Consider the following 24,346-nt stretch of genomic DNA (forward strand, 5'->3'; position numbering starts at 1 on the left):
GGATTCCGACTCCGGCTTTCCGATGACCGGCTGATCGTCGACGACATTGACCGTGAAGGTGTTCGACGCCGTGTCGCCGTCCGAATCCGTCGCCGTGAAGCCGAAGTTCAGCTTCAGGCTGTCGCTGTTCGGCGCGTGGTCGATGTTGTCCTTCAGCGTGAAGACATAGCCGCCGCTGCTCTGATCAGACAAGGTCACGGTGAACACGACGCGACCGTCGGACGACTTCGCCGTCAGTTCCGTGTGATCTTCGTTGAAGGAGTAGGTGATCGGCTTGCCGTTCGAACTCAGACCTTCCGGTGCTGTCAAGCCGGACGCGAAAGCCACCGAACGGTTGGCAATGCCGCCGTTGTTGTTGTCCGCGCCCCAGGAGATATTCAGGTCTCCATGCTGGACCGTCGATTCCGGCAAGCCCATGTCGTTGCCGTGCGGCAGGTCGTCTTCGTTGACGGATTCCGACTCCGGCTTTCCGATGACCGGCTGATCGTCGACGACATTGACCGTGAAGGTGTTCGACGCCGTGTCGCCGTCCGAATCCGTCGCCGTGTAATTGAAGGTCAGCGACAGCGGGTTCTCGCCATTGCCGGCAACATGATCCAGCGGCTGAACCAGCGTGAATGCGTAGGAACCATTTGAGCTTGCATCCGAAACCGAGGCGAAGAAGACGACGTTCGCGGCGCCTTCACCGGTCGCTGCCGTCGGAGTCGTTTCGCCGGTATAGCCAACGAGAACGCCATCGATCAGCACCGTGTGCACAGCCTGGCCGAGCGACGTCAGCGTTTCGCCGGCCTCACCAGTAACGGCGACGTCGGCATTGGTGAAGGCAACCGCGCGATCACCCGGCTGGCCGTTGCCGTCATTGGCGCTGTCTGCGCCCCAGTTGATGTTCAGTGACCCGCCGGCCGTTGCCGACAGGCCGTCGCTTTCATTGTTGCCGCCATTGACCGCTTCGTCTTCCACGGTCGAGGCCGTGCCGGCATTGGCGACCGGGGCGTCGTCATTGATGTCGATCGAGGCGGTGCCGGTTGCGGAATCGCCGTCCTTGTCGGTGACGGTATAGCTGAACTGCAGACGCAGGACGTCATCGAGACCTGCCTGTCCCTTGTCCGGATGGTCGAGCGGGCCGAACTGGGTAAAGGTGAAGGCGCCGGTTGCCGCGTTCGTAACAGTCAGGACGAAGACAGGCTGGCCGTCGATGCTACCGGTGATAGTCAGGCCATCGACCGTGATGACGACAGGCTTGCCGTCGGACGTCAGATCAAGGTGCGAACCGTTCTGCGTGCCTTCATCCATGTCCAACGAATCGATGAACTGGATCGCGGTGATCTGGCCAACGTCTGCGCCGCCGTCGAAGCCGAACGTGCCGTTCACCGACTGTGTCTCGAAGCCGCCTTCCTGGCCTTCCGTTTCCGTCAGGCTCAGCGTTGCGGTGTCGGAGATCGTCGGCAGATCATCGAACAGCTCCTGGCGATCGCCGGGGCCCGGGTCGGGCTGTTGCGTGTCGGCCAGCAACTGCGCAAGCTGTGTCGGATCGTTCGGGTCCTGCTGGATCGTGTCCTGGAAGTCGGCACCGGAGCTCGGAGGAGCCGCGCTTGCAGAATAGGAGCCGTCCGGACCGGCCGCGACGTTGATGTTGCTCTGCTCGAGGGCGGCGATCACGGCCTGCTGCGGCAGCTCGACTTCGCCAAGCAGGAAGGTCGGCACGTGCAGGGCGCCGTTGACGATGACGATCTCCGTGCCGTCGGCCTGAACGAGCACGAGATTGTTGCCTTCGACGCGAATGTCGTCGATCGATACATCAGCCGGCAGATGGGCGATGTTGTTCTGATCCGGGACGATTTCGGCGGGATGGGCGTTCGCAGCTACCGTCTGCGGGGCCGCCGGCACGCGGTCGGTCTTCTCAGGCTGCTGGCTATTATTGGCTTGCGCGACCTCGACGCCCTCACGAGCGGAAGCCTCAATACTTGCGTCTTCATGAATGTCCTGGCGGAAGTCGTGCGAGACGTTTTCGCTTGCAGTAGCGGAAATGCGCGGATCTTCGATAGACATAACAAAACAACCCCAATGAGAAACTGGGGCCAATCAATTACGCAGAAGAGCCAAAAGCAATACTTGCAGCCGTCTAAGACATAGCCGGTTATGCATCCACCCAAAAATGTTTTAGGAAGAGTTAACGGCGAGGCGCTGAATGTGGCTGGAAACGCTAAAATTCTAATAAAATTAATGAAATACAAACACGCTCCGGCGCTGATGGCCGTGCGTTCCGGGCCGTCGATTCAACACCCACGCCGCCTCCAGGACATTCCGGCAGCACGCTTGAACCCTCCGATGCACGTCAGTGCGAGACGGCTGACACCGTCTCGCACTGAGCTCAAAAAGGTCATTCCGCTGCGCCTATCGGGTGGGCGCCACGAGGCAGAAGAATGCGCCCTGCGGATCGGTCGCATTGATGATCCAGCTGCCGCCGGGCACTTCCATCGGACCGACGATCACTTTGCCACCGCCCGCATTGACGCGTTCGATGGCGCTGTCGATCGCCGGCACGTTGAAGTAGTAACCCCAATAGCACATCGGCACGTTGGCGGGTTTGGTCATCATGCCGCCGATCTGCTTTCCATGCTCGGCGAAGATGCGATACGCGCCCATTTCGCCCATGTCGAAATCGTGGTCCTTGGTCCAGCCAAAGATCTTCGAATAAAAGGCGAAGGCCTCCTCCATGTTGCCGGCCATCAGTTCGTGCCAGCCGATATGGCCGGGCGTACCCATCGGCGCAGGCGGGGTCGGATTGTCTCTCGGCAGCGGGGTCATGACGCAGATCACGGCGCCGTGCGGATCGGCGAGGACGGCAAAGCGTCCGACCGTCGGAATATCCTCCGGCTGGCGGCGGACCGAGCCACCATTGGCAGCAAAATCCTTCGCCGTTTGATCGACATCATCGACGGCAACATAGCCCGTCCAGTTTGGTGGAATGCCCTTCCCCTCGAGTTCTGCGGGAAAATCCATGAGGCCGGCGACGCCTGCACCATTCGCTTCAAAGATGGTATAGGGCGGCAGGTCCTGGATCTTCATGTCGCTCGTCGTCCACCCGACAACCTTGCCGTAGAATTCGGCTGCGGCCTTGGGATCGGGGGTCATCAATTCGCACCAGATGAATTTGCCGTGGGTTTCGGACATCGTGTTCTCCATTTGCGCTGGGTTATTGTCGGTTGCGGACCGCACCGCGTCGGCGATACTGTCCGCTCACCCGCAGCTAGCGCTTGCGGGTGTAATGCGCTTCCATGAACTGCTTCCAGCTGCCGTCCGGTTGCTTGGCAGCGGAGTTGAACGTGCGGTGGTCGCGATCGCGAAAGATGATCTGCTCGCGATAGTCGGCGAGCTTGTTTGCGTCGCTGAAATCGGGGCCTGATGTATAAAGGCTGAGGATCTTGCCGTCGTCGGAGACCTCACCCTCATAAACCCATAAGTGGTCCATCATCGTGCCGATCCAGGTGCCGACATACTTGCCTTTATCGGCGCTGTAGCCGAGGGTCAGCACCGTCGTCGCGGCTCCGCCGCCCGGCATCTGGCCGGAGCCTTCGGCGATGAACCAAATCCCGTGAAGCGACCGCACAATTTCCGTCCATGGCTCCTGTCCGGTCATCTCGGGCGCCGTCACGTCCCAGAGGCCGACGAGATCTTCCAGGAATTCATGCTCCTTCAAAACTTTCGCTTGCTGCATCGTCCTTCTCCCCTGGATGATGGTCGCAGATATCAGTGACAGCTGGATGGCGCGTTCTTCGCCGGTTCGTATTCGTCGTGGCGCTTGACGAAGTCCATCGTGCTGTCCTCGTTGCGGCCCTTTGGCGCGCGATCGAGGATCATCAAGGTGCCGACCGCCTCTTCAAGGCCGCGGGCATAGGTCGAATAGGTATGGAATACCTCACCATTCTCATTCTTGTAGAACGCACTGAGGCCCGGAAGCTCGTCATTGGCGTTGGCGGGCTCGATTGCCTCGAAATTGTAGAAGACCTTGTCCTTCGCCAGATCGTCCGGGCTGAAGGACACGTGGTAGTCGAAGTTGAAGCTGTTATCGAAGGACGAAACCCACGGGAATTTCCAACCCATTCGCCTCTTGTAGGCCTCGATCTTGGCGAGCGGCGCGCGCGAGACGGCGACCCAGGTGACATCGTGGTTATTGAGATGCGGCAGCGTTCCGTCGACATGATCGGACAGGAACGAGCAGCCCGGACAACCGGCCTCCCAATCGGGTCCAAGCATGAAATGATAGATCAACAGCTGGCTGCGACGATCGAAGAGTTCAGCAAGGCTTTTCTTTCCCTGCGGCGTATCGAACACGTAATTCTTGTCGACCTTGACCCAGGGCAAAGTCATGCGCTCGGCATTGACCTTGTCCCTCAGATGCGTTGCTTCCTTCTCCTTGAGAAGCAGCGCGCGGCGGGCTTCCAGCCATTCTTCACGGGAAACGACTTGGTTCTGCATCGCGTGCGCCCTCCTCCGGCGCGATCGAGACGTGGCGGTCCATGCTCCTTTTCCTTGACTATTTACATTGATATCAATATAAATTGAGCATGTCAAATGCAGTAGAGATTCCTTTTTCAACGACGCTCCTCGTACGCGACACGTGCCTGTGCCTGCATGTGCAACGGGCGGCGCGCGCACTGGCGCGGCTCTTCGACGATGCCCTTCGCCCTGTCGGGCTCACCAACGGTCAGTTCTCGCTGATGATGTCGCTAAACCGCCCGGAGCCACCGCCGATGGGACCGGTCGCGACCCTGCTTGCTATGGATCAGACGACATTGACGGCAGCGCTCAAGCCATTGCAGCGCCGTGGTTGGGTAAATGTAACGCAGAATGCGAAAGACAAGCGCCGGCGCTTACTTAGCCTGACGCCGGAAGGCAAGGCTGTGCTTGCCGCCGCGCTGCCGATCTGGGAAAGCACCCACGCCAGCCTCGATGAGGCCCTGCCGAGTGGTGATATGGAAAGGCTGCGACGCGACCTGCAGGCCCTCGCCTAAAGACCGGTCGTGCATGCGGCATGCATTTAGCCGCGCGCCATTCTTGGATCCCTGGCGAAATCCTCCACCGAGAATCCAATTCTGACCTTTGGGAAATCGCAGAGTGCCTGGACGCCAATTCCCGAGAGCCGGATCCTCCATGTCTGGCGTTCAACGGGCTCGCGGGCGGCGAACGCCGCAGCCGTCAAAAGCGCGATATTGCGGCCGCGCTGCGGATCCCGCACGGATTCGTAGAGGATGGCCCGGCAGCCGGCCTCCCGTGCAGCGTCGGCGAGAGCTTGGCAGGGCGCATAGTTCTGTGGATCGGTCCATGTCGCCCGATCGGCATCGAGCGGAGGGCGCGCGAGATCGATTGCTGACGGTGTCGCGATGGCCGCAGCAAAAGCGGTGTATTCGGCGGCATTGCCGGGAGGCGCCGTAGCGGGCGACTCGGAATAGAAGAGCAGCCGGTAGAAAGCCATTTCCGCAAGTGCAGTTTTCACCCGCTCGGATGCGTAGAAGACACCGAGCGTGCGCCCTGCCCGGCGGAAACGCGAGCCATGCGGATAGACGGCACCATAGCGGAACGGCGTGGCGAGCAGGTAGTCCAGCCCGATGCACTCCGGCGGCAGCGCCGGCTTACTTTCTTCGAGCAAGGTTTCAAGCAGCGCCTGCTCCTCGAGTGTATCGACGAGTTTAAGCGTCGAAATCTGATGCTGCGCCTCGACCAGACGCCAGAATCTGCCCGAGATCGCCCGTGTCTCAGACGATAGCGCGGCGGGCGTCCAAATAGGCAATGACATCGGTCAATCCCGAGATGCTGACGATCTTTTCCAGCGGCGTCGCGCCGAGTGCGGTGTTGGCGTTGCGCAGCCATTGACGGGCAACGGCCTCGTCGCCGCCGACAATCGCATCGAGTGAACGAAACAGACGCACGAGCAGGATAGCGAGTTCAAAGGACTTCGAGCCGCGCTCCAGCAGATAATCCTGCCGCTTCATACGCGAGACGGTTGCCTCGGAAACACCGAGCACCGCCGAAAGCGTTCGAGCGTTGAGGCCAAGATGGTCGGCGGCATTAACGGCCGCTTTGGTGATCACGGCAGCCTCGGGGGACCGGGCGCCGGAGATCGGGTGTGCTATAGCCATGCCATATTCCTTTCGCTGGAAAGAATATAGCACTTTAATTTCACATGAAAAGAGCGTCGCCATGCACGACGCTCTTTTTGCACTTATGATCAAGCAACGGTGACCGGAACTTCCGTCGACGTGCGCATGGCGTGGCTATAGGGGCAGACGATGTGCGCTGCAGCGGCAAGCTTCTCAGCGGTCGGCTTGTCGAGGCCGGGAATGTTCACCGTCAGGGCGACTTCGATGCCGAAGCCCGTGCCGTCTTCACGCGGGCCGATGCCGACGGTGGCGCTGACCGTGGTCTCTTCGGGAATCTTGACCTTTTCCTTGCCGGCGACAAATTTCAAGGCACCGAGGAAGCAGGCCGAATAACCGGCTGCAAAGAGTTGTTCCGGGTTGGTGCCGGTTGCGCCGTCGCCGCCGAGTTCCTTCGGAACAGTCAGCGTGACATCGAGAACGCCGTTTTCGGAAACGGCGCGGCCCGCGCGGCCACCGGTGGCGGAAGCTTTGGTCGTATAGAGGATAGGCATGTCAGTCTCCTTTGCGTTGGGGTTGGATTTTGTATAATGCACAATTAAATTGTGTGCAAGTTAATTTTGCAAATTGCATTTCGAATTCGAAAAGAGGACAATTGTTCCCTAGGAAAGGACGACAATGAAAGCGCATCTGGCAAAGACGATGGAAATTCCGGAAGAAGAAAAGCGGCTCGACAACCAGCTCTGTTTTGCGGTCTATTCGACCGCGCATGCCTTCACCCGCGCCTACAAGCCGATTCTCGACAAGGTCGGCCTTACCTACCCGCAATATCTTGTAATGCTGGCGCTGTGGGAAAAATCCGAGCAGCCGGTCAAGGCGATCGGCGAACAGCTCGATCTCGATTCGGGCACGCTATCGCCGCTGCTCAAACGCCTCGAGCAAAATGGCCTGATCAAGCGCACCCGCGATTCCCGCGACGAACGGCAGGTCATCGTGTCGCTGACCGAGAAAGGCCGCGCCATGCGGAGCGAAATCGATACCATCATGAGCGCGATCGGCCAGGCTGCGGGCTGCACACTCGAGGAAATAAAGACAATACGCGAGATGCTGAAGGGGCTGCGGTCCAACCTCACGGCTGCGGTATAGGGGTCGCGCTGGCAGCAACGGGATTGGCCCAAGCTTACCGATCCCACAGGGCAGCATGGCGGGAATGGTTGCGCAGAAGGTCGAATTCTCGATGGTTTTCGATGGCAGCAGGGGGCCGACTTTCCTGCAGAAGCTCGATCTTCAGCCGCTCGACAACGGCCGTCGTTATTTCGTCCTGAACCGCGAAGATCTGCCCGAAATGACGATCAAAGCGTTCCGCCCAGATGATTCCGCCGGTTCGCGCATCGACAAGCTCGGTCGTTAGACGCAGTTCGTGGCCGCTCACGCGAGCGCTTCCGCTGAGAACATAGTGTACACCAAGCGCTAGCGCGACGTCCGGCAGGCGGTCGACCTTGTCGCGATAGGAGAAGCTCAAGTTCTTCGATGCGACAAAGAGATTGGGAATCTTCGCCAAGGCAGTGATGATGTCCTCGACAATGCCGTCGGCAATCCACGTGTGCCGACCGCCGGGCACCGCGACCGTGAACGGAAGAACCGCGATCGAGGGCCGCCCCGACGGACCGATCCCCGCGGGCGGTGGCGGAGCCTCGCTGCGCAGCACGAGCTTCTCGTCCAAGGCATAACCGCGGCGTGGAATGGTGCGAATGAGCTTGCCGCGCCCTCACCCAGCGTCCTGCGTATATCCGTCATGCACTGGCTGAGCGAGCCGTCCGTGACAGCCACATTTGGCCAGACAGCTGAAACCAATTCGTCCTTGGTGACGACGCGCCCCGAATTTTCAAGCAGATAAGTCAGCAACCGGGGGGATTTTGGGCGCAAACGAACATCCTGCCCGCCCTTGTGCAGCCGGCCCTGTTGCAAATCGAGCTGGTGTCCCGCGAATTCGAACATCGACATTGGATGCTCCGAATGTTGGCGCGCAATTTAGCAAACGCTTCCCACCACGACAACGAAGTGTATCCAAGCACGACACCGAAACCAAAGAATTTCAGAGAAATTTCAAAAGCGCTTCAGCGGGTCTTCACGACAACCACACGGGTAAATGGGAGGCTTTGCCAATACGACTGCAGCTTGGGGGGCTACCATGACATTCCTGCACCTACATGGCGTTCGCGCTTTTTCGCCGACAGCGGCGTTTTCGGGAACATGGCACGCGCTCGCGCATTTGGTCCCGCATGGCCATGCAGCGCCTGCAGATCACGTTGCGTGCCGGTCGTTGGACAAGCTTGACGACGAGCAGCTCGCCGATATCGGCATTGTCAGACACGAAGAGTTCGCCGGTTGGCATGAGTCAGCGAGAGGCTCCGGTCCCGACCCGATCATGTCCAAAAGCTATTCGTGGCGGTAGATTTCAACTCCGACAAACTCGCGCCAGAAGACCACACTGTCTCCCTTGGGAAGATGGCGTCTCCCTTGGGAAAGGGAGACACCAGGATGCAAATCGATCACTGCAGAACGACGACCGGTGCCTTGTTCGGCACGCGGTCATAGAGGTCGATGATGTCCTGGTTCAGCAGGCGCACGCAGCCTGACGAAACGGCCTTGCCGATCGAGCGCCATTCCGGGTTGCCATGCAGGCGATAGAGCGTGTCTTCGCCATTCGAGAAGATGTAGAGCGCACGCGCGCCGAGCGGGTTCTTCAAGCCCGGCTCCATGCCGCCGTTCTCGATCGAATACTTGGCGAGTTCGGGCTGACGCGCGACCATCTCGTTCGGCGGCTTCCAGCGCGGCCATCTCTGACGCCACTGGATAACGCCGGAACCCTGCCAGGCGAAGCCTTCACGACCAATGCCGACGCCGTAGCGCATCGCGGTGCCGCCGGGCTGGACGAGGTAGAGGAAACGCGAGGGCGTATCGACGACAATCGTGCCGGGCGCCTGGCCGGTCGGATCGACGACCTGTTGGCGATAGAAGCGCGGATCGATCTGCTGGTAAGGCACGGCCGGAATGAGAAAGCCACCGTCCTCAATCGGACCATACATCACCGCCAGCTCGGCATCACCCGGCGTCTGCGGCGCCTGGAACATGTTGATCGGATTGCGCATGACGACCGGCTGAGCCACGGGAGGCGGCCCAGCCGTAGATGCGCACCCGGTCAGCGCCGAAGCTGCGGTCATTGCCGAAAGCGAAAGGAAGCTGCGGCGGGAAAGGGATTTTTCAAAGCTCATAACGCGGGTCTGGTTTCCTGTTGCGCTGGAAGGACGAACGCCCTTCGCGGAGGGTGATTCAACGCCGGTGACGCACGGGAAATCTATCCGCTTGCGCTAAATAAACCATCACCTCACGAAGTCGTGTCCGCCCGCGACACACGATATCCCAAACCCTGTTGCGCCGCTACATCACGACGATCTCTGTCTTCGCCGGAACACGGTTGTAAAGGTCGACGACGTCCTGGTTCAGCATGCGCACGCAACCCGACGACGTGGCCTTTCCGACCGACTGCCAGTCCGGCGTCCCGTGGATACGGTAAAGCGTATCCTGTCCATCCTTGAAGATGTAGAGGGCACGGGCACCGAGCGGATTTCCGAGGCCGGGGTTCATGCCGCCGTTTTCTGCGGAAAAGGCGCGTATATCCGGCTGACGCGAGACCATTTCTGCCGGCGGTGTCCAGCGTGGCCATTTCTGCTTCCATTGAATGACGCCGCGGCCGGACCATGCGTAGCCTTCGCGGCCAAGGCCGACGCCATAGCGCATCGCCTTGCCGCCCGGCTCAACGAAATAGAGGTGCTTGCTCTTCGTATCGACGATGATCGTGCCCGGCTTCTCATTGGTCGGATAATCGACTTCCTGGCGCAGATACTGCGGATCGATGCGGCTGATCGGTATGGCCGGCAAGGTGAAGTCGGTGTCGCGCACCTGACCATACATGGCGCTGTTCACCGGATTGGTGACCGGCAGGCCGTAGGTCCGGCTAAAATTCGCGCCTGGGATGCCATAAGTCTGATTGTATATCGTCGGCGGCACACCCGGCCTCTGCGGAATCGGCGTATCCACCGGCTTGACCCGCATGGGATCAACACCGGGTGGGTTATAGAAAACAGGGGACGTTTCCTGCACGAAGCGGGCCGGATCGGTGGCACCGGTGTCGGGGATCAGGATATTGCAACCGCTCAGGCAAAGAGCAGCGGCCGCAAGCCCGACAAATGGCGACACCCGGCTGAGAACAATCATAAAATACCCTCATCGACAACAGCGAGACGTATAGCTGCGGCAAGGATGGCACTTGCGGCTGGCGCGAGGCTGGTGACTAGATCAGCCTCGCATCGATGGACGTCATCACGATCAGGCCGCGACGCCGTGGAAGAACCGTATGCTCTGTTCGATCTCCGCCGGCAGCGCCGAGGTGTGGTTGCCGGTCACCGTATCCGTTTCGATACGGACACCACCGGAGCGGGCGCGGCTTGCAAGCAGGCCGGCGCGGTCATTAAAATGCGCTTCCTCGGTGCCGTGCACGATACGAACGGGGCATTTGAAGCTCTTGGCATAGCAGAGCGCGCTGCGGACCTCGAATTCGTGGGCGTTGCCGTCGTCGAAACGAATGTCCTGCGGGTAGCGATTGAAAAAGCGGAAGGCATCCGGATTGCCGGAGATCGGCGCAGCTGCGCGGAACTTATGGCTGCTCATCGCTGCCAGCATGGTCAGCGTGCCACCGATGCTGTGGCCGGCGACGAACAGGCGGTCGGCATCGACGCCCGGAAGATGCTGCAGACGATCGGCCGCCGAAAGCACGTCATCGACCTCGTCATAGAAGCCCGAGAAATTGCCCATCTGGCCGTTTTCGCCGCGCAATGACGGCAGCATCACCACGAATCCGGCGTCGACATAGGCCTTGAGCAGAACCCAGTGGCCAAGACCCATGGCGTTGCCCCCATGCAGGAACAGAACGCCCGGTTTGGGCTTGCTGCCACGCTTGTATTTGGAGACCCAGGCGACCAGCTCCAATTCGCCGCCGTAACCGGAGCGATAGAAAATCTTCTCACCGTCCGCGGGAGCGTCGAGCGGCTCGTACTTGTCGGGAGCCGGCCCCTTCTGCAGCAGCTTGGTATGGAAGCGCTTGCGAACCTTGGCATAGTCGTGATCGATCAGCCTCGGCACGTCCGGAACCTCGAATGCACTTGCCATGCGCGGGAGCAGAAGAGCTCCAGCCAGGCCTGCGAGAACCGAGCGGCGCTGGCGGAGAAAAGAATTACCTTCGTCTGACGTCATTTCACGCTTCCATCGTTCCCGGCGATTCGAGAATTGCACCGGAAGCGTCCGGTCGCCAACACACGTTGTGTTGAAAAAGGTGGCCCTGCGGCGTTTTGCGCCAAGAAAACCTACTGCTCGCCCTTGGCATCGATCATGGCGACCAGTGTCTGGAGACGATCCGCCTCATAGGATGGTTTGTCGGGGCGCAGGCGGGAGATTCGCGGAAAGCGCATCGCAACACCGGACTTGTGGCGGGTGGACCGGTTGATGCCTTCGAAGGCGACCTCCACAACGAAGCCGAAGTCCCTATCCGCCCTGACGGCGCGCACCGGGCCAAAGCGCTCCGTCGTGTTGTTGCGAACGAACTTGTCCAGCACTTCGAGTTCGGCATCCGTGAAGCCGAAATAGGCCTTGCCGACCGGCACCAACTGTTCACCTTCCGGGGTCTCTGTCCAGACACCGAAGGTGAAGTCCGAATAGTAGCTGGAGCGCTTGCCGTGGCCGCGCTGCGCATACATCAGCACGGCGTCAACATTGTAGGGATTGCGCTTCCACTTGAACCACGGCCCCTTCAGCCGCCCCGCCTGATAAATGCTGTCGCGGCGCTTGATCATCACCCCTTCGATGACAGGATCCGGCGGCGAGGACCGCAGCTGATCCAGTTCGTCCCACGACGAGAACTCGACCAGCGGGGACAGATCGAAGCGGTCGTGCGGCGCATGGTCGATGACCTCCGCAAGACGCGCACGGCGATCGACATAGGAGCGGCCACGCACGTCCTCCTCCCGATCGAAGAGCAGATCGTAGGCACGAATGAAGGCCGGATACTCGTCGAGCATCTTCGTCGTCACCGTCTTGCGATTCAGGCGTTGCTGTAGATCGGAGAAGGTACGCGTCGGGCTGTTCGAACGGGTGGTTCCGCCAACGAGCAGCTCGCCGTCCATCACCCCGTCAAAGCTGATCGAATCGACGATATCGGGAAACGCGCCCGAGATATCGTCGCCGGAACGCGAATAGATCTTGCGCGTATCTCCGGAACGCGACAGCTGCACGCGAATGCCGTCCCACTTCCATTCCGCGGCATATTCGGCTGGATCGAGTTGTTCCAGATCCCCCTCCTCGACCGGATTGGCAAGCATGACGGAGTGGAAAATCGCCGGCGTTGCCAGGATTGGCTTGTCGCCCTGCCCTTCCAGCCAGCGAAACAACGGTTCGTAGGGTGGTTGCAGGCCATGCCAGAGCGTCTCGATTTCGGTCACGTCGCGGCCGCCCATGTCGGCGAGCGCCTGTTTCGCTAGGCGGGACGAGACCCCGATGCGGAGAGCCCCGGTCGCGAGCTTAATGAAGGCGAAGCGACCTGACGTGTCCAGCCGATCGAGCAAGTCGCGCACGAAGCTGCGGACTTCGGTGCGCCCGAGCGCGTTCATCTGCCGGACGACATCGCCGAGCCGCGGCTGGGCAAGTGCCAACCGCTCGATGTCCTTCCCGGCGTCCCAGACAAGGGAGATCGTCTCCGCGAGGTCGCCGACATAGTCGTAGGAATAGCGGAAGAGCACGTCGTCCATCCGTTCCAGCACTAATTCGCGCAGCATGGCCGGCTTGACGTTGCGCACTTCGAGCGTGCCGGCGATGGCGGCAAGACCGTAGCCGCGATCCGGGTCCGGGGTGTTGTGGAAGTAATCGGTAAGCAGCTTCAGCTTGCCGTTGCGGCTGGGGGTGAGCACGAGGCGGTCGAGCAGGTCGGCGAAGGCTTTCATCAGTCGGCCTCGTCTTCGTAGCCGACCAGATGGAGCGGTCGAGCCTTGATGCCTTGCAGCTGGCACCAGCGTACCAGCGCCTCCTCGCGGCCGTGCGTCACCCAAACCTCCTCAGGACGCAGATCGCTGATCGTCTCGGTCAGTTCCGGCCAGTCGCAATGATCGGAGATGACGAGCGGCAGTTCGACACCTTGCTGCTTGGCGCGCTGGCGCACCATCATCCAGCCCGAGGCAAACGCCGGCAACGGCTCATTGAAGCGTCGCGCCCAGCGATCGGCAAAGGCGGATGACGGGCCGACGACGATTGCTCCCTTGAAGGCGGACTTGTCGCTGCTCTCAATGGTCGCGGGTCGAAGTTCACCGAGTTCGATACCCTGACTGACGTAGTAATCACAGAGCCTTTCCATCGCGCCGTGGATATAGATCGGCTGGTCATAGCCTGTATCGCGCAGCAGGCGGATGACGCGCTGCGCCTTTCCAAGCGCATAGGCGCCGATCAGATGCGTGCGCTCCGGAAACTGCCGCAACGACGCATAGAGCTTACCCATTTCGTCGACCGGATCCGGGTGATGGAAGACGGGCAGCCCGAAGGTGGCCTCGGTAATGAAGACATCGCAGGGCACCGGTACATAGGCTGCGCATGTCGGGTCCGCGCGCCGTTTGTAATCGCCGGAGACGACGATGCGCGTGCCGTTCTTCTCGATGGCGATCTGCGCCGAGCCGAGCACATGGCCGGCGGGATGAAAGCTGACCCTGACGCCGTTGATCAGGATTTCCTCTCCGAATGCGACGGCCTGCTCATTTGTGCAGAAGCCCTCACCATAGCGGATCTGCATGATATCAAGCGTCTGGCGCGTGGCGAGCACGTTCGTGTGGCCGGGCCGCGCATGGTCCGAATGTCCGTGGGTGATCAGGGCTCGCTCGACCGGCCGCACGGGATCCACATAGAATCCTCCCTCGGGACAATAGAGCCCTTCGGGGGCGGGATAGAGCAAGGCGTCTGGTCTCATGCATGCAAAGATAGCGGGAAAGAATGGAAGGGCCAGTGGCACGCGCTTCGCAGACAGGAGATGTTGATCTGCACCAAAATGAAACAGGCGCGCTGGCACGTTTCCTGCAGAGCAGTAGAAATGAAGGAAAGTCCGTTAACCTCCCGCCGTTATCTGCTCCGCCTTGCGGGAGCATCCGCGCTTGCACTGATGGCCTCCCGCAGCTTTGCGACCACGCGCAAGGGCGGTCTGCGCGGCGCGATCGATGCTGTGCAATACAAGACGACGCCGAGCGCGGCCGATCGCCAGAGCGTCAGCCTGCAGAAGATGATTGATCAGGCCGCAGTGCAAAACGTGCCGGTTTTCCTGCCGCCCGGCACCTACAAGGTTTCCAATCTCGTGCTGCCGGAGAATACGCGGATAACAGGCGTACCCGGGGCGTCGCGTATCGTCTATACCGGCGAAGGCCACCTCTTAAGCGCGGAAAACGTCAAGCGCGTCGAGCTATCCAATATCGTCATCGACGGGCAGAACCGCTGGCTCGGCGACTATGCCGGCGCGCTGCTGCAATTTACCGGCGTCGACGAGGTGATGATCGACAATTGCCAGATCTCCGGCAGCCGCAAACATGCCGTCCAACTGGAGCGATGCGGTGGCCGGATCGAGCGTAGCCGCATCTCCGGCGCGGGCCATTCTGGCATATACGCGGTTGAATCCGATGCGCTCTCGATTACCGGCAACGAGGCCTTCGATTGCGGCAATGGCGGCATTCTCGTGCACCGCTGGAAGAAGGCGACGGACAACAGCGTCGTCAACGGCAACCGCATCTACCGGATCAGGGCCAATGACGGCGGCACCGGCCAGAACGGTAACGGCATCAACATCTTTCGTGCCGACAACGTCATGGTGGCGAACAACCACATATCCGACTGCGCCTTTACCGCCATCCGCGCCAATTCGGCCTCCGACATCCAGATCACCGGCAACCAGTGCCAGCGCTCGGGCGAGACAGCGATCTATGTCGAATTCGAATTTGAGGGCGCTATCGTCTCCAACAACATGGTGGACGGCGCGGCAAACGGCATCTCGATCGCTAATTTCGACCAGGGCGGCAGGCTGGCAAGCGTCACCGGCAACGTCGTGCGCAACCTCACACTCAAGGGCCCTTACGAACATGAGGTCGGCTTCGGTATCGGCATTGCCGCCGAGGCGGACACGCTGGTCTCCGGCAACATCATCGAAGGTGCTCCACGATGGGGCATGCAACTCGGCTGGGGACCGTATCTGCGCAATCTTGTCGTGACCGGAAACGTCATCCGCAAGGCGCCGATCGGCTGTGCGGTCTCGGTGGCGAAGGGCGCGGGAACGGCCGTCATCACCGACAATGTGTTTCAGGAGACACCCGGGGGCGCTGTCCTCGGCTTCGAATGGGACAAGAAGGTATCAGGAGAACTGGCGGCCACGGGCTCCTCACGTTTTGCGCAGCTGACGGTCGAGCGCAACCGCATCTCCTGAGAAACATCAAAAGCTTTCATCGATTCATAAGGCTCGGCAGCTTCCGTTGGGACGCTTCGGCTCCTACCCTGTGGCCAGTCGAACCGGGGATGTAGAAATGCTGACAATCTATGGGGTCTATCGCTCGCGCGCCTCGCGCGTTTACTGGATGGCCGAGGAACTGGGGCTGGAATTCGATTCCGTGCGGGTCATTCAAGCCCGGCGTCTTGCCAATCCACTTGCCGCCGATGCGCCTGTTAACACGCTATCGCCCGATTTCCTGGCGATCAATCCGATGGCGCTCATCCCCAGCATCAAGGACGGCGACCTTGTGATGCATGAGTCGCTTGCCATCACGCTCTACCTTGCGCGCAAGCATGGCGGCCCCATTGCTGGTCAAACCGTCGAGGAAGACGGTTTGATGACGATGTGGACCATCTGGGCGGCAACCGAGGTGGAACCGCATACGGTGAAGATCGTCTACGTCTATGACGACGAGAAGCAGAACAGCGACGAGGGCAAGGCGACGATCGGCGTAGCGGTGCGCTCGCTGAAGAAGTCGTTTGCGACCCTGGAGAAGCATCTGGCGACGAACGACTACGTCGTCGGCAACCGCTTCACGGCAGCCGATCTCAATATCGCCGAGGTGCTTCGCTACGCGCAGACGGAACAGGCGCTGTTCGACGCCCATCCCAACATCAGCGCCTGGATCAAGCGCTGCCAGTCGCGACCAGCCTACATTGCCATGCAGGCGACGCGTTCTGAGGAGCCGATCTGATCAGGGGAAGAGCTTCAGGGTGCCTGCCATTTCCTCGCGGATCCAGGCCTTGAAATCCCTAACCTTCCTGGGCTCGCGCGAACCTTCGGCCGTTACGAAATAGTGGCCGAAGCCGGTTTGGGCGCGAATGCCGAAGGGCGCGACCAACTGCTGCTGCTGCAGGGCAAAGCCTGCCAGCGTCTGCCAGGCGAGCATGACGCCCTGGCCTGCGATTGCCGCATCGAGACAGAGCGAGGCGTCGTTGAAGATGTGGCGGGTATCGAGCGTCTTGCCGGAAAGGCCGGCCTCGCGCATCCACACCTCCCAGGTGAACATGGCGCGGCCATCGATCACGGCCGGAAGCGACAGGATATCGGCCGGCTCGCGCAGTCGCGCCGCCATGACAGGCGAGCAGACCGGGAAGACCTCCTGCTGAAGCAACAATTCCGCCTTCACATCGGGCCACTGCCCGTTGCCGACACGAATGCCGATATCGATATCGCACAGCGCCGGATTGACCAGCCGGGTGGTGGCATCCATCCGCAGGCTGATCTCGGGATGCCGCTCGGCAAAACGATCGAGCCGATAGACGAGCCAGCGTGCGGCAAAGACGGGTGCCACCGAGATCGTCAGGATGCTGTCGTCGTGCCGCTGTGTCGTCGCCACCGCCTGTGACAGGGCGTTGAAGCCCTCCGTCAAGCCGGTCAGCAGGCGCGCGCCTGCCTCCGTCGCGACCATGCCTTTCGGCGTGCGTTCGAAAATCACCTGATCGAGCTGTGCCTCGGCCTTGATGACCTGCTGGCTGACCGCACCGATCGAGACGCCCAGTTCCTCGGCCGCGGCCTGCAGGGAGCCGAGCCGTCCGACTGCTTCGAGCGCACGCAATCCGTTCAGATGAACCGAGTTCAGGTTTCTCATATAGTTTTTCTATACTGACAGATTGGTAATCTCAATTGAAACGTGTCTCACCGGCCGCGATAATCCGGCGGTATTAAGCAAATGCTCCGTTCGCCACCCAAGAAGGAAGCGAGGTATGCCATGCAAATCCTGAAGTTTTTCTTGAGCGTCGAAACCATAGAGCCGCCCTACAACGCGGATATCAAACAGGATCCGTTGAACCACCCGGATCTGGCGCGGATGTCACCGACTGCGCTCGCCGATCTGCCGCTCGGTCCGGAGCCACGCACGCCGAAGCCCGAGCGGCCGCAGCCTGCAAGGTGCGCTTAAGAGTGAGAAATCTGCTAGTCTGTGCGAGCTTCAATTCGAGCGAGCCCAATGACCGACAGCGTCGACACGATCTTTGCGCGTCTCAAGCGCCTCTCCGTGGAAGCCAATCTGCCTGAACTCGAGGAGGGCACGTCCTATGGCAATCCAGCGCTGAAAGTGGGCGGCAAGTCCTTCGTGGCGGTCAAGAACAATGAGACCATCGTGCTTTCCATCTCGATCGACGACAAGGAACGGCTGATCGAGATGGCGCCCGAGATCTACTATCAGACACCCCACTATATCGGCTGGCCATATATGCCCTTGCGCGCCGCCATGATCAGCGACGCCGAACTGAAGGAACGGCTGATCGGCGCCTGGCGGTTCCGTGCACCAAAGCGGCTTGCCGCGAGTTTTCAGGGCTGAGCGCACCGCCCTAGCGACTTGTCGCCCTGATCCCCTGATATGCTCGGCGAGCGGGCTACGCCTGTTTAGGCCTGCTCGCGCTCCAATGCCCGCTGCACGGCCGGGCGCTCCATCATCTGGGCATAGTGCGCCGTCGCTCTCCTGAAGCGGGCCGGATCGACGCCGTCGGGACGCAGCCAGCCGGTCATGACGAAGAGATAGGGATCGGCGACCGAGTAGTACTCGCCCATTACCCACGGGCCCTCCAGCATCTGCGCATCGATGAGTTCAAAGCACTCGGCCATGGTCTGCGGCACCTTCGCCTTCATCGCCCCGTGCGCGGCCGGATCATCCGCCCAACGGCTGCCGCGACGACCGTGTGCGTGGTTCACATGCACCGTCGAACAAAGATAATTGTTGAATGCCTGCATCCGGGCGAACTCGAAAGGATCGAGCGGCGCCAGCTGCGCCGCCGGTGCGAGCTGCGCGATGTAGGCCAGGATTGCCGGCGTTTCGGTTAGGACGCCGCGTTCCGTCACAAGCGCGGGAACCCGGCCCTTCGGGTTGATTTCGAGATACTCAGGCGAACGCTGCTCCGCATCGGCGAAGTTCAGCTTCTTCGTCTTGAACGGCAACCCAGACTCTTCCAGTGCGATGAGGCTTGCGAGCGCACAGGTGTGGGGCGCGAAATACAATGTCAGCATGATCGACTCCCTTCGATGCTGACTTTATAGCGCGACGATCCGCAAACGCACAGATCGAGGCCGGCAAGCCGGCCTCTCAAAATAAAGCTACTTCAGGCACAGCCCGGAACATCCTCGACCCGATGCCAGACGGGAATGCCGCGTTCACGCGCGATCCGCACGTCGTTGTCGGCGCCTTTCGATTCCCCCTCGAGCCGAAGCACACCGTCGCAAAGCTGCAGCAGCCGGCCGGCAACGGGGTGGAATATCTCTTCGTAGAGATCATCGCCGACAGCCTTTCCGCCGGCGGCGTTCCACACCGGCAAAGCCACCCACTCTCCAATCATCGGCACGTGGCCCGCCTTGAACAGCCGATGCGAGGGCTGCTCCAGCCTCTTCAAATTCGCTGCCATTTTTGCGGGATCGTCCCCCGTTCCGGATCTGTAGGGCCCGGCAATCAAAATTAACATAATCAAACTCCATTTCTCCCGGCTTCATGCACGAGAAGTCAAATAACTGCACGAAATTTCTTGATTGTCGAATCATTTCGTGCATCATCATGATACTTCATGCAAACATCGGATCGAACCATGCTCACGAGCCAGCGCAAATCGTTGATCCTCGACATCCTTCGGCGAGATGGCCAGGTAATCGCCAAGCAAATCGCCAAGGACCTGTCGCTGTCGGAGGACACGATCCGTCGTGACCTCCGGGAGATGGCGGCAGAAGGATTGCTGAAGCGGGTACACGGTGGGGCAATGCCTGTTGCGCCCGAGTTGCCCGACTTCTCGACGCGAAAAGGCGTTTCGTCTGAGACCAAGGCGCGGCTCGGGAAGAAAGCTGCCTCACTTGCGCGGCCGGGCCAGCTGATTTTTCTGGATGGCGGCACGACAACGGCGGAGATCGCCCGGCAACTGCCGCGCGACTTTGCGTTCTCAGTCGCGACACACAGCCCGACGATTGCCGCGGAGCTGGAACATCACCCGACGGCCAGCGTGATCCTCATCGGCGGTAAGCTCTACAAGCACTCGATGGTCGCGGTCGGATCCGTCGCCATGGCTGCGATTTCGCAGCTTCGGCCGGACATCTTCTTTCTCGGAGTGACGGCTGCCCATCCCGTGCATGGCCTGTCGACGGGCGATTTCGAGGAGGCGGCCATCAAGCGGCACATTGCGTCCTGCGCCGCCGAGACCTATGTGCCGCTGACGGAAGAGAAGTTCGACCACGTCTCGCCCTGCAAAGTCCTGCCGATCTCAGGCGTATCGGGACTGATCGTGGCGGCAGGCCTTGCCGCGGCTGCCATCGAGCCCTATCGCAACCTCACTGCCGAGATCCTCGAAGCATGAACGGCTGCACGAAGCGCGCCTTTAGTTCGCGGGGGTTCTGCGGTAGCAGGCTCACGGCGAGACCGGCGACAAAGATTGCCAGGACAATATACGCGAAGGTGTCGCGGGCCATCCCGAGGGTCATGACATCGTGCAATCCGGGCTGCAACGCAGCGATCGACGTCGAAAGCCGCAGCTCCCCGATGAGACGACCCGGAATGGTCGCAAAGGCCGGCGCCTCCGACAGCGCCAACAGCGCGCCATAGAGAGCAGCGACCGAAATGGCCGCTCGCAGAGCGCGCCACACACCAAGTGGCCGTGCGCCACTCTCTTCAAATGACCAGCCGATATAGGCGCAGAAAGCCACAAAGAACAGGAACGCCACCGGCAGCCCCTCAAGCACGGTCTCCGGCTTCAACTGGCCGGTCCAACCATTGGCGAGCAGCAATGGAAACGGCGCCGATGCGACGAACCAGATTGCGACGATAGCGCCCCAGACCCAGCTCATCGAAAGATAATGGATGCGGGCAAGGGTAACGACGAAGATGATGCCGCCCGCGAGGTAGACGCCCGACGGTTTCATGGAACCGGTCATGGTGACGATGATCGGTCCGCAGGAGCCGGCGATCCGGGCGCAACCCGACGAAACGACCGTCAGCCAGGTCACGTAATCGAAACACATGGTGAAGAAGAGAAAGATCGCTATGGCGATCAACATCCACCAAAGATAGCGGCCCGCAAACATATCCTGCCCTCATGGCGTTCGATGTAGTGGGCAAAGGGTAACTCAGCCTTCGAAAATCGCATCCGTTCTCGTGGGCTGTAGTTTCACATACATTAGCAATTTCTGCTGCTGCGGCGCGACTGTTTCGTTCCGGAACGGCTTATGCGGTCAACGCAGCCGTCGCGCGAATGTCGCCGACATGAATGCCGTTCCAATTGTGCATCTGGACGGTCGCCATGACGGCCAATCTCGCGCGAATCGGGTCGTCCTTGCCGAAGAAGCGGCTGAGCGCGGCGGCAACCATCGCCTCGGAGGCACGCGAATGGCCGTCGTCGCATTTGACGGCGATCGCAATTCCTTGCTCGGGAATGGCCGCGCAGAAGACACCTTCGGCACCGGTTTTTGCGAAGATGCGGTGGGGTGCCACCTCCATCAGCTCCGTGCAAGCGCGGCCGGTTCCGGCCACATAGAAGGGCTCGGCCATGCAGGCATCGAAGAGCCGCCGGGAAGCCCTGGCGCGAAGGGGCTCGAGTCCGTTGCCGGTCGCCATCTTGGCAAAACCATGCGCCAAGCCGCGCAAGGGAACCGCATAGGTCGGGATGGAGCAGCCGTCCGTGCCGCAATTGTCATGGCCGAGCACCGCGCCCGTCAGGCTTTCCATGATGCCGCGGATTTCGGCCTGCAGCGGATGGTCGTAGCCGACATATCCCTTCGGATCGACGCCCTGATGGCAGCAGGCGCAGACGAAGCCGGCATGCTTGCCCGAGCAGTTGTTGTGCAACGCCGTCGGCTTGTCCATTGTGCGCGCCTGGTGGATCAGCACCTTCTGGCTCGAGGACCAATGCGCGCCGCATTCAAGCGCTTCGACATCGCGTCCGGCACGCGCGAGCATGGCAGCAGCGAGCGCCACATGCTCGTCTTCGCCATTGTGCGAGGAGCAGGCGAGCGCCAATTCCTTGTCGCTGAAGCCATACGCATCCGCCGCGCCGCTTTCCATCAGCGGTAGCGCCTGCATCGCCTTGCAGGCCGAGCGCGGAAAGGTTGCTGCATCGACGTCGCCGATCGAGAACACGACCTTTCCATCACCATCGACGGCGACGACTGCGCCGCGATGCCGGCTTTCGACGAGCGAGCCTCTGGTGACTTCGACGGTGACGGGATTGGTCATGGCATGGTCCTGATCGTATACGCAGATGCGTCACGCATAGCGAGTCGCGAGGATAAAGCAATTGCCTTTCGCCGTGCCCCGTCTTGCGCCGATGCAGGTCAAAGCGGGGTGATGCGATAAGCGCAGCGGCGGGCGCCAAGCAAAATATGCTCCTCGCGCTCGACTTTGGCACCGAGAACGGCTCGAAAAGTCTCCAGCTCCGAGCGGCAGAAGCCCGCACAGACGGTTGCCGCAGCACAGATCGGGCAATGGTTCTCGACGAGCAGCAGCGAGCCGTCGGCCTCCGGCCAGCTGTCGGCCATGTATCCTTCGCTGGTGCGTACGGCCGCTAGCTGCTGCACACGGGATTGAACGTCCGCCGCGTCCACTTCTTGGCGATAGCGCATAAGGGTGTCTGCTTCCCGGGCGGAAATGACGGCATCCAGCGCCGATGCCCCCAGCTGTGCGACCAGCGTGCTCAGGATCGTGGCGGTGAGTTCCGCGTGACCATCGGGAAAGGTTTGGTTGCCCGCAGGCGTGAGGCTCCACAGCTGCCGCGGTCTTCCCCTGCCTGTCGTGGCGTCGCTCACGGCTTCGACAAGCCCCTCCTCCGCCATCTTCGTTAATTGCTGACGGACAGCTTCCGAGGAAATGCCGAGCCTTGCCGCAAGTGCGGCGGCAAGCTGGGGTCCTTCGGTCTTGATCAGCAGCAGGATTCGATTGACCGGGGATTGTCTCATTTATTTTTCCAAGTTAACGCTTGCTTTAATAGCATGGCCGTGTATTTTTTCCAAATAATAACTTGCAAAAATACTGCATACCACGGGAAGCACACAAGGCATTAGATATGACCGGCATTGAAGAGATTTCCGCAGACAAGCCCTCCGTCTTCCATCTGTTTTCCGCACCGCTCCTGCCCGCGACGCTGATGCTGGGCGGCGGTGTCACCCTCTATGCCGTTGAAACTTACATCACTGCGACCATCGCACCATCGATCGTGCGCGACATCCGTGGGCTCGAACTGCTGTCATGGATGACAACGCTTTTCGTTGCCGCGGCGGTCCTTGGGTCGATCTTCGTGGCGATGCGCCCGCGCGGCATCGGGCTGCGTAGTGTCTACGTCGCCGGCGCGCTGATATTCGGGGCCGGCAGCCTGATCTGCGCGCTTGCCCCGGCGATGCCGTTGGTCCTGGCCGGACGCACGGTACAGGGGTTCGGCGCCGGCATTCTTGCCGGGCTTGCCTATGCCTTCATTCGCTTCGCCTACCCCGAACCGCTGTGGCAGAAGGCGTCAACGCTCTATGCAGCCATTTGGGGTGTCTCGACATTGCTCGGCCCCAGCCTCGGCGGAGTCTTCTCCGAAGGCAGCGCGTGGCGCCAAGCCTTCATGCTATTGGTTCCGCTCTGTGTGCTGATGGCGGCACTTGCGCCCTGGCTGCTGCCGCGCGCCGAAGACGATCGCGCCCATAGCAAGACGCCAATCCTCCAAATTGTCTTGCTGCTTGCCGCCGTTCTGCTGGTCAGCATCGCCGGAACGATCGACGAAACAAGCTCCAAAGCGTTGCTGATTGCCGCATCAATCGCCACGATCGTTTCGATGCTGACCGTCGAGCGGCACGGCCGAAACCGTCTCCTGCCGACCGGAGCCGTCACGCTCGCAAAGCCGGTGGCGCGCGTCTACTTGACGATGTTCGTGCTGCTGCTGGTGCTGACAAGCGACATCTATATTCCTTATTTCCTGCAGGTGCTGCATGGCGTAACACCTCTGGTGTCAGGCTATCTGACCGCCCTTGTGGCGCTCGGCTGGACCTTTGCGGCCTTCTTCAGCGGAATGCTGTCTGGACGCCGTGCCAGCACCGCAATCGTCGTCGGCTGCGTGGTCGAAATGGTTGCGGTTGCGTCGCTAACGATCTTCCTCGCAACGGACAATCAGTCCAGCGACCTAGCTACTCTTGGCCCTGCCGTCGTTGGTATGTTCTTGATGGGCTTCGGCGTCGGCCTTGGTTGGGTTCATCTGGTAACCAAGATCCTTGGTTTGGTCGACAACTCCGAACAGGACAAGGCCTCGGCCGCGATCTCGACGGTGCAGTCGCTCGGCAGCGCCTTCGGCGCGGCCGTTGCCGGCGTGATTGTCAACAGCACCGGGCTGGTGGATCCCGGTGGTGTTGCGGGCGGCATTTCGGCCGCACACTGGCTCTACGTGCCGATGGCGCTTCCCGGCCTGATTGCCGTCACGATATCCTTGACCCTCTCGTCGCCCACCGAACGGCAGGCCCGGTGAGCGACGCGCGAGCGGTCACAGACGCAGCATGATCTTGCCGATGTGACCGCTCGTTTCCATCCCGGCGATCGCGCGGGTTGGCCTTTGGCGACCGGCAGCCATCACGGCATGAGGCCATCCATCACGTGATTTGACCGCTGCCATCACAAACTCTGGTTTTTCGAAAGCACACTACTGGTTTATATCGG

28 protein-coding genes and 2 pseudogenes are annotated in these 24,346 nt (G+C 60.8%); 9 read left to right on the top strand and 21 right to left on the bottom strand.

Annotated elements, in window-relative coordinates:
* The 4 genes and pseudogenes from FHX09_RS08615 to FHX09_RS08630 form a co-directional block, all read right to left on the bottom strand.
* Positions 1-2,049 (bottom strand): annotated as a pseudogene (locus FHX09_RS08615) (hypothetical protein); the annotation flags it as partial.
* Positions 2,050-2,394: 345 nt separating this feature from the next.
* Positions 2,395-3,174, bottom strand: a complete 780-nt coding sequence (locus tag FHX09_RS08620; RefSeq protein ID WP_007791547.1) for a VOC family protein — start codon at positions 3,172-3,174, stop codon at positions 2,395-2,397.
* Positions 3,175-3,250: 76 nt separating this feature from the next.
* Entirely contained in the window at positions 3,251-3,718 is a 468-nt protein-coding gene (locus tag FHX09_RS08625; RefSeq protein WP_132588531.1) for a DUF1579 domain-containing protein, read from the bottom strand.
* A gap of 32 nt (positions 3,719-3,750) precedes the next feature.
* Positions 3,751-4,479 carry a thioredoxin family protein gene (locus FHX09_RS08630; protein WP_132588530.1) on the bottom strand — a complete coding sequence of 243 codons (729 nt, stop codon included), beginning with the start codon at positions 4,477-4,479 and terminating at the stop codon, positions 3,751-3,753.
* An 89-nt stretch (positions 4,480-4,568) separates the two neighbouring features.
* Here FHX09_RS08630 and FHX09_RS08635 point away from each other — a divergent pair, with 89 nt between their 5' ends.
* On the top strand, positions 4,569-5,015 hold the full coding sequence (locus FHX09_RS08635) for a MarR family winged helix-turn-helix transcriptional regulator (RefSeq protein WP_007791555.1): 447 nt from the start codon (positions 4,569-4,571) through the stop codon (positions 5,013-5,015).
* A 26-nt stretch (positions 5,016-5,041) separates the two neighbouring features.
* On the opposite strand, the gene FHX09_RS08640 is transcribed toward FHX09_RS08635, so the two are convergent.
* The 3 genes from FHX09_RS08640 to FHX09_RS08650 all read right to left on the bottom strand — a co-directional run bounded on the left by FHX09_RS08640 (position 5,042) and on the right by FHX09_RS08650 (position 6,652).
* Complete coding sequence (locus FHX09_RS08640; protein WP_183721177.1) at positions 5,042-5,797, bottom strand: RES family NAD+ phosphorylase; 756 nt, start codon at positions 5,795-5,797, stop codon at positions 5,042-5,044.
* Positions 5,757-6,140 carry an antitoxin Xre-like helix-turn-helix domain-containing protein gene (locus FHX09_RS08645; RefSeq protein ID WP_132588528.1) on the bottom strand — a complete coding sequence of 128 codons (384 nt, stop codon included), beginning with the start codon at positions 6,138-6,140 and terminating at the stop codon, positions 5,757-5,759. The genes FHX09_RS08640 and FHX09_RS08645 overlap by 41 nt, the downstream gene beginning before the upstream one ends.
* Before the next feature lie 89 nt (positions 6,141-6,229).
* Positions 6,230-6,652, bottom strand: coding sequence for an organic hydroperoxide resistance protein (locus FHX09_RS08650; protein ID WP_007791565.1), 423 nt, complete (start codon positions 6,650-6,652; stop codon positions 6,230-6,232).
* Between the two features lie 124 nt (positions 6,653-6,776).
* On the opposite strand from FHX09_RS08650, the gene FHX09_RS08655 reads away from it, so the two are divergent.
* The gene (locus FHX09_RS08655; RefSeq protein ID WP_007791567.1) at positions 6,777-7,244 is read left to right on the top strand and encodes a MarR family transcriptional regulator; all 468 of its coding nucleotides are present in this window, start codon (positions 6,777-6,779) and stop codon (positions 7,242-7,244) included.
* Positions 7,245-7,278: 34 nt separating this feature from the next.
* Here the strand turns inward: FHX09_RS08655 and FHX09_RS08660 are convergent, their stop codons facing one another.
* Both FHX09_RS08660 and FHX09_RS29765 read right to left on the bottom strand, forming a co-directional pair.
* Positions 7,279-7,821, bottom strand: coding sequence for a hypothetical protein (locus tag FHX09_RS08660; protein WP_246699417.1), 543 nt, complete (start codon positions 7,819-7,821; stop codon positions 7,279-7,281).
* 101 nt (positions 7,822-7,922) lie between these two features.
* A pseudogene (locus FHX09_RS29765) lies at positions 7,923-8,102 on the bottom strand (winged helix-turn-helix domain-containing protein); the annotation flags it as partial.
* A gap of 187 nt (positions 8,103-8,289) precedes the next feature.
* On the opposite strand from FHX09_RS29765, the gene FHX09_RS08665 reads away from it, so the two are divergent.
* On the top strand, positions 8,290-8,553 hold the full coding sequence (locus tag FHX09_RS08665; RefSeq protein WP_132588527.1) for a DUF1127 domain-containing protein: 264 nt from the start codon (positions 8,290-8,292) through the stop codon (positions 8,551-8,553).
* Positions 8,554-8,650: 97 nt separating this feature from the next.
* Here FHX09_RS08665 and FHX09_RS08670 read toward each other — a convergent pair whose 3' ends face one another.
* From FHX09_RS08670 to FHX09_RS08690, 5 genes are all read right to left on the bottom strand, one after another.
* Complete coding sequence (locus FHX09_RS08670; protein ID WP_007791575.1) at positions 8,651-9,373, bottom strand: L,D-transpeptidase; 723 nt, start codon at positions 9,371-9,373, stop codon at positions 8,651-8,653.
* A 166-nt stretch (positions 9,374-9,539) separates the two neighbouring features.
* Positions 9,540-10,376 carry a L,D-transpeptidase gene (locus FHX09_RS08675; protein ID WP_132588526.1) on the bottom strand — a complete coding sequence of 279 codons (837 nt, stop codon included), beginning with the start codon at positions 10,374-10,376 and terminating at the stop codon, positions 9,540-9,542.
* Positions 10,377-10,487: 111 nt separating this feature from the next.
* Entirely contained in the window at positions 10,488-11,411 is a 924-nt protein-coding gene (locus FHX09_RS08680; RefSeq protein WP_132588525.1) for an alpha/beta fold hydrolase, read from the bottom strand.
* 110 nt (positions 11,412-11,521) lie between these two features.
* A complete protein-coding gene (locus FHX09_RS08685) occupies positions 11,522-13,150 on the bottom strand; it encodes a cisplatin damage response ATP-dependent DNA ligase (protein ID WP_007791585.1) in 1,629 nt (542 codons plus the stop codon).
* Positions 13,150-14,160 carry a ligase-associated DNA damage response exonuclease gene (locus FHX09_RS08690; RefSeq protein ID WP_132588524.1) on the bottom strand — a complete coding sequence of 337 codons (1,011 nt, stop codon included), beginning with the start codon at positions 14,158-14,160 and terminating at the stop codon, positions 13,150-13,152. Before FHX09_RS08690 ends, FHX09_RS08685 begins: the two co-directional genes overlap by 1 nt.
* A 120-nt stretch (positions 14,161-14,280) precedes the next feature.
* On the opposite strand from FHX09_RS08690, the gene FHX09_RS08695 reads away from it, so the two are divergent.
* Both FHX09_RS08695 and FHX09_RS08700 read left to right on the top strand, forming a co-directional pair.
* Complete coding sequence (locus FHX09_RS08695; RefSeq protein WP_132588523.1) at positions 14,281-15,654, top strand: TIGR03808 family TAT-translocated repetitive protein; 1,374 nt, start codon at positions 14,281-14,283, stop codon at positions 15,652-15,654.
* 97 nt (positions 15,655-15,751) lie between these two features.
* Positions 15,752-16,411 (top strand): glutathione S-transferase family protein, encoded by a 660-nt coding sequence (locus FHX09_RS08700; RefSeq protein ID WP_007791592.1) that lies wholly within the window; start codon positions 15,752-15,754, stop codon positions 16,409-16,411.
* On the opposite strand, the gene FHX09_RS08705 is transcribed toward FHX09_RS08700, so the two are convergent.
* On the bottom strand, positions 16,412-17,308 hold the full coding sequence (locus FHX09_RS08705; RefSeq protein WP_007791595.1) for a LysR substrate-binding domain-containing protein: 897 nt from the start codon (positions 17,306-17,308) through the stop codon (positions 16,412-16,414).
* Positions 17,309-17,428: 120 nt separating this feature from the next.
* Here FHX09_RS08705 and FHX09_RS08710 point away from each other — a divergent pair, with 120 nt between their 5' ends.
* Both FHX09_RS08710 and FHX09_RS08715 read left to right on the top strand, forming a co-directional pair.
* On the top strand, positions 17,429-17,617 hold the full coding sequence (locus FHX09_RS08710; RefSeq protein WP_132588522.1) for a hypothetical protein: 189 nt from the start codon (positions 17,429-17,431) through the stop codon (positions 17,615-17,617).
* Positions 17,618-17,665: 48 nt separating this feature from the next.
* Entirely contained in the window at positions 17,666-18,019 is a 354-nt protein-coding gene (locus tag FHX09_RS08715; RefSeq protein WP_007791598.1) for an MmcQ/YjbR family DNA-binding protein, read from the top strand.
* A 65-nt stretch (positions 18,020-18,084) separates the two neighbouring features.
* Here the strand turns inward: FHX09_RS08715 and FHX09_RS08720 are convergent, their stop codons facing one another.
* Together FHX09_RS08720 and FHX09_RS08725 are read right to left on the bottom strand one after the other, a co-directional pair.
* On the bottom strand, positions 18,085-18,702 hold the full coding sequence (locus tag FHX09_RS08720) for a glutathione S-transferase (RefSeq protein ID WP_007791599.1): 618 nt from the start codon (positions 18,700-18,702) through the stop codon (positions 18,085-18,087).
* A gap of 92 nt (positions 18,703-18,794) precedes the next feature.
* Entirely contained in the window at positions 18,795-19,151 is a 357-nt protein-coding gene (locus FHX09_RS08725; RefSeq protein WP_007791601.1) for a hypothetical protein, read from the bottom strand.
* 120 nt (positions 19,152-19,271) lie between these two features.
* Between FHX09_RS08725 and FHX09_RS08730 the strand changes: the two genes are divergently transcribed.
* Positions 19,272-20,027, top strand: coding sequence for a DeoR/GlpR family DNA-binding transcription regulator (locus tag FHX09_RS08730; RefSeq protein ID WP_132588521.1), 756 nt, complete (start codon positions 19,272-19,274; stop codon positions 20,025-20,027).
* Here the strand turns inward: FHX09_RS08730 and FHX09_RS08735 are convergent.
* The 3 genes from FHX09_RS08735 to FHX09_RS08745 all read right to left on the bottom strand — a co-directional run bounded on the left by FHX09_RS08735 (position 20,002) and on the right by FHX09_RS08745 (position 22,617).
* The gene (locus FHX09_RS08735) at positions 20,002-20,751 is read right to left on the bottom strand and encodes a hypothetical protein (RefSeq protein ID WP_184449772.1); all 750 of its coding nucleotides are present in this window, start codon (positions 20,749-20,751) and stop codon (positions 20,002-20,004) included. The genes FHX09_RS08730 and FHX09_RS08735 overlap by 26 nt on opposite strands.
* Positions 20,752-20,890: 139 nt before the next feature.
* Positions 20,891-21,898, bottom strand: coding sequence for an asparaginase (locus FHX09_RS08740; protein WP_184449774.1), 1,008 nt, complete (start codon positions 21,896-21,898; stop codon positions 20,891-20,893).
* 98 nt (positions 21,899-21,996) lie between these two features.
* A complete protein-coding gene (locus tag FHX09_RS08745) occupies positions 21,997-22,617 on the bottom strand; it encodes a MarR family transcriptional regulator (RefSeq protein WP_007791607.1) in 621 nt (206 codons plus the stop codon).
* Positions 22,618-22,724: 107 nt separating this feature from the next.
* Between FHX09_RS08745 and FHX09_RS08750 the strand changes: the two genes are divergently transcribed.
* The gene (locus FHX09_RS08750) at positions 22,725-24,158 is read left to right on the top strand and encodes an MFS transporter (protein ID WP_184449776.1); all 1,434 of its coding nucleotides are present in this window, start codon (positions 22,725-22,727) and stop codon (positions 24,156-24,158) included.
* Positions 24,159-24,173: 15 nt separating this feature from the next.
* Here the strand turns inward: FHX09_RS08750 and FHX09_RS30310 are convergent, their stop codons facing one another.
* A complete protein-coding gene (locus FHX09_RS30310) occupies positions 24,174-24,302 on the bottom strand; it encodes a hypothetical protein (RefSeq protein WP_281040942.1) in 129 nt (42 codons plus the stop codon).
* Positions 24,303-24,346 lie beyond the last annotated feature (44 nt).

The sequence above is a fragment of the Rhizobium sp. BK538 genome, from assembly GCF_014197575.1.
In the GTDB taxonomy this organism is placed as follows: Bacteria; Pseudomonadota; Alphaproteobacteria; order Rhizobiales; family Rhizobiaceae; genus Rhizobium.

What these genes read in the sequence shown, in the direction of transcription:
- FHX09_RS08740 (WP_184449774.1), bottom strand. Translation starts at nt 21,898, where the DNA reads ATGACCAATCCCGTCACCGTCGAAGTCACCAGAGGCTCGCTCGTCGAA.
- FHX09_RS08670 (WP_007791575.1), bottom strand. Translation starts at nt 9,373, where the DNA reads ATGAGCTTTGAAAAATCCCTTTCCCGCCGCAGCTTCCTTTCGCTTTCG.
- FHX09_RS08630 (WP_132588530.1), bottom strand. Translation starts at nt 4,479, where the DNA reads ATGCAGAACCAAGTCGTTTCCCGTGAAGAATGGCTGGAAGCCCGCCGC.
- FHX09_RS08650 (WP_007791565.1), bottom strand. Translation starts at nt 6,652, where the DNA reads ATGCCTATCCTCTATACGACCAAAGCTTCCGCCACCGGTGGCCGCGCG.
- FHX09_RS08620 (WP_007791547.1), bottom strand. Translation starts at nt 3,174, where the DNA reads ATGTCCGAAACCCACGGCAAATTCATCTGGTGCGAATTGATGACCCCC.
- FHX09_RS08655 (WP_007791567.1), top strand. Translation starts at nt 6,777, where the DNA reads ATGAAAGCGCATCTGGCAAAGACGATGGAAATTCCGGAAGAAGAAAAG.
- FHX09_RS08730 (WP_132588521.1), top strand. Translation starts at nt 19,272, where the DNA reads ATGCTCACGAGCCAGCGCAAATCGTTGATCCTCGACATCCTTCGGCGA.
- FHX09_RS08675 (WP_132588526.1), bottom strand. Translation starts at nt 10,376, where the DNA reads ATGATTGTTCTCAGCCGGGTGTCGCCATTTGTCGGGCTTGCGGCCGCT.
- FHX09_RS30310 (WP_281040942.1), bottom strand. Translation starts at nt 24,302, where the DNA reads ATGGCAGCGGTCAAATCACGTGATGGATGGCCTCATGCCGTGATGGCT.
- FHX09_RS08625 (WP_132588531.1), bottom strand. Translation starts at nt 3,718, where the DNA reads ATGCAGCAAGCGAAAGTTTTGAAGGAGCATGAATTCCTGGAAGATCTC.
- FHX09_RS08745 (WP_007791607.1), bottom strand. Translation starts at nt 22,617, where the DNA reads ATGAGACAATCCCCGGTCAATCGAATCCTGCTGCTGATCAAGACCGAA.
- FHX09_RS08680 (WP_132588525.1), bottom strand. Translation starts at nt 11,411, where the DNA reads ATGACGTCAGACGAAGGTAATTCTTTTCTCCGCCAGCGCCGCTCGGTT.
- FHX09_RS08715 (WP_007791598.1), top strand. Translation starts at nt 17,666, where the DNA reads ATGACCGACAGCGTCGACACGATCTTTGCGCGTCTCAAGCGCCTCTCC.
- FHX09_RS08635 (WP_007791555.1), top strand. Translation starts at nt 4,569, where the DNA reads ATGTCAAATGCAGTAGAGATTCCTTTTTCAACGACGCTCCTCGTACGC.
- FHX09_RS08645 (WP_132588528.1), bottom strand. Translation starts at nt 6,140, where the DNA reads ATGGCTATAGCACACCCGATCTCCGGCGCCCGGTCCCCCGAGGCTGCC.
- FHX09_RS08665 (WP_132588527.1), top strand. Translation starts at nt 8,290, where the DNA reads ATGACATTCCTGCACCTACATGGCGTTCGCGCTTTTTCGCCGACAGCG.
- FHX09_RS08720 (WP_007791599.1), bottom strand. Translation starts at nt 18,702, where the DNA reads ATGCTGACATTGTATTTCGCGCCCCACACCTGTGCGCTCGCAAGCCTC.
- FHX09_RS08695 (WP_132588523.1), top strand. Translation starts at nt 14,281, where the DNA reads ATGAAGGAAAGTCCGTTAACCTCCCGCCGTTATCTGCTCCGCCTTGCG.
- FHX09_RS08710 (WP_132588522.1), top strand. Translation starts at nt 17,429, where the DNA reads ATGCAAATCCTGAAGTTTTTCTTGAGCGTCGAAACCATAGAGCCGCCC.
- FHX09_RS08705 (WP_007791595.1), bottom strand. Translation starts at nt 17,308, where the DNA reads ATGAGAAACCTGAACTCGGTTCATCTGAACGGATTGCGTGCGCTCGAA.
- FHX09_RS08640 (WP_183721177.1), bottom strand. Translation starts at nt 5,797, where the DNA reads ATGTCATTGCCTATTTGGACGCCCGCCGCGCTATCGTCTGAGACACGG.
- FHX09_RS08725 (WP_007791601.1), bottom strand. Translation starts at nt 19,151, where the DNA reads ATGTTAATTTTGATTGCCGGGCCCTACAGATCCGGAACGGGGGACGAT.
- FHX09_RS08700 (WP_007791592.1), top strand. Translation starts at nt 15,752, where the DNA reads ATGCTGACAATCTATGGGGTCTATCGCTCGCGCGCCTCGCGCGTTTAC.
- FHX09_RS08690 (WP_132588524.1), bottom strand. Translation starts at nt 14,160, where the DNA reads ATGAGACCAGACGCCTTGCTCTATCCCGCCCCCGAAGGGCTCTATTGT.
- FHX09_RS08735 (WP_184449772.1), bottom strand. Translation starts at nt 20,751, where the DNA reads ATGTTTGCGGGCCGCTATCTTTGGTGGATGTTGATCGCCATAGCGATC.
- FHX09_RS08750 (WP_184449776.1), top strand. Translation starts at nt 22,725, where the DNA reads ATGACCGGCATTGAAGAGATTTCCGCAGACAAGCCCTCCGTCTTCCAT.
- FHX09_RS08685 (WP_007791585.1), bottom strand. Translation starts at nt 13,150, where the DNA reads ATGAAAGCCTTCGCCGACCTGCTCGACCGCCTCGTGCTCACCCCCAGC.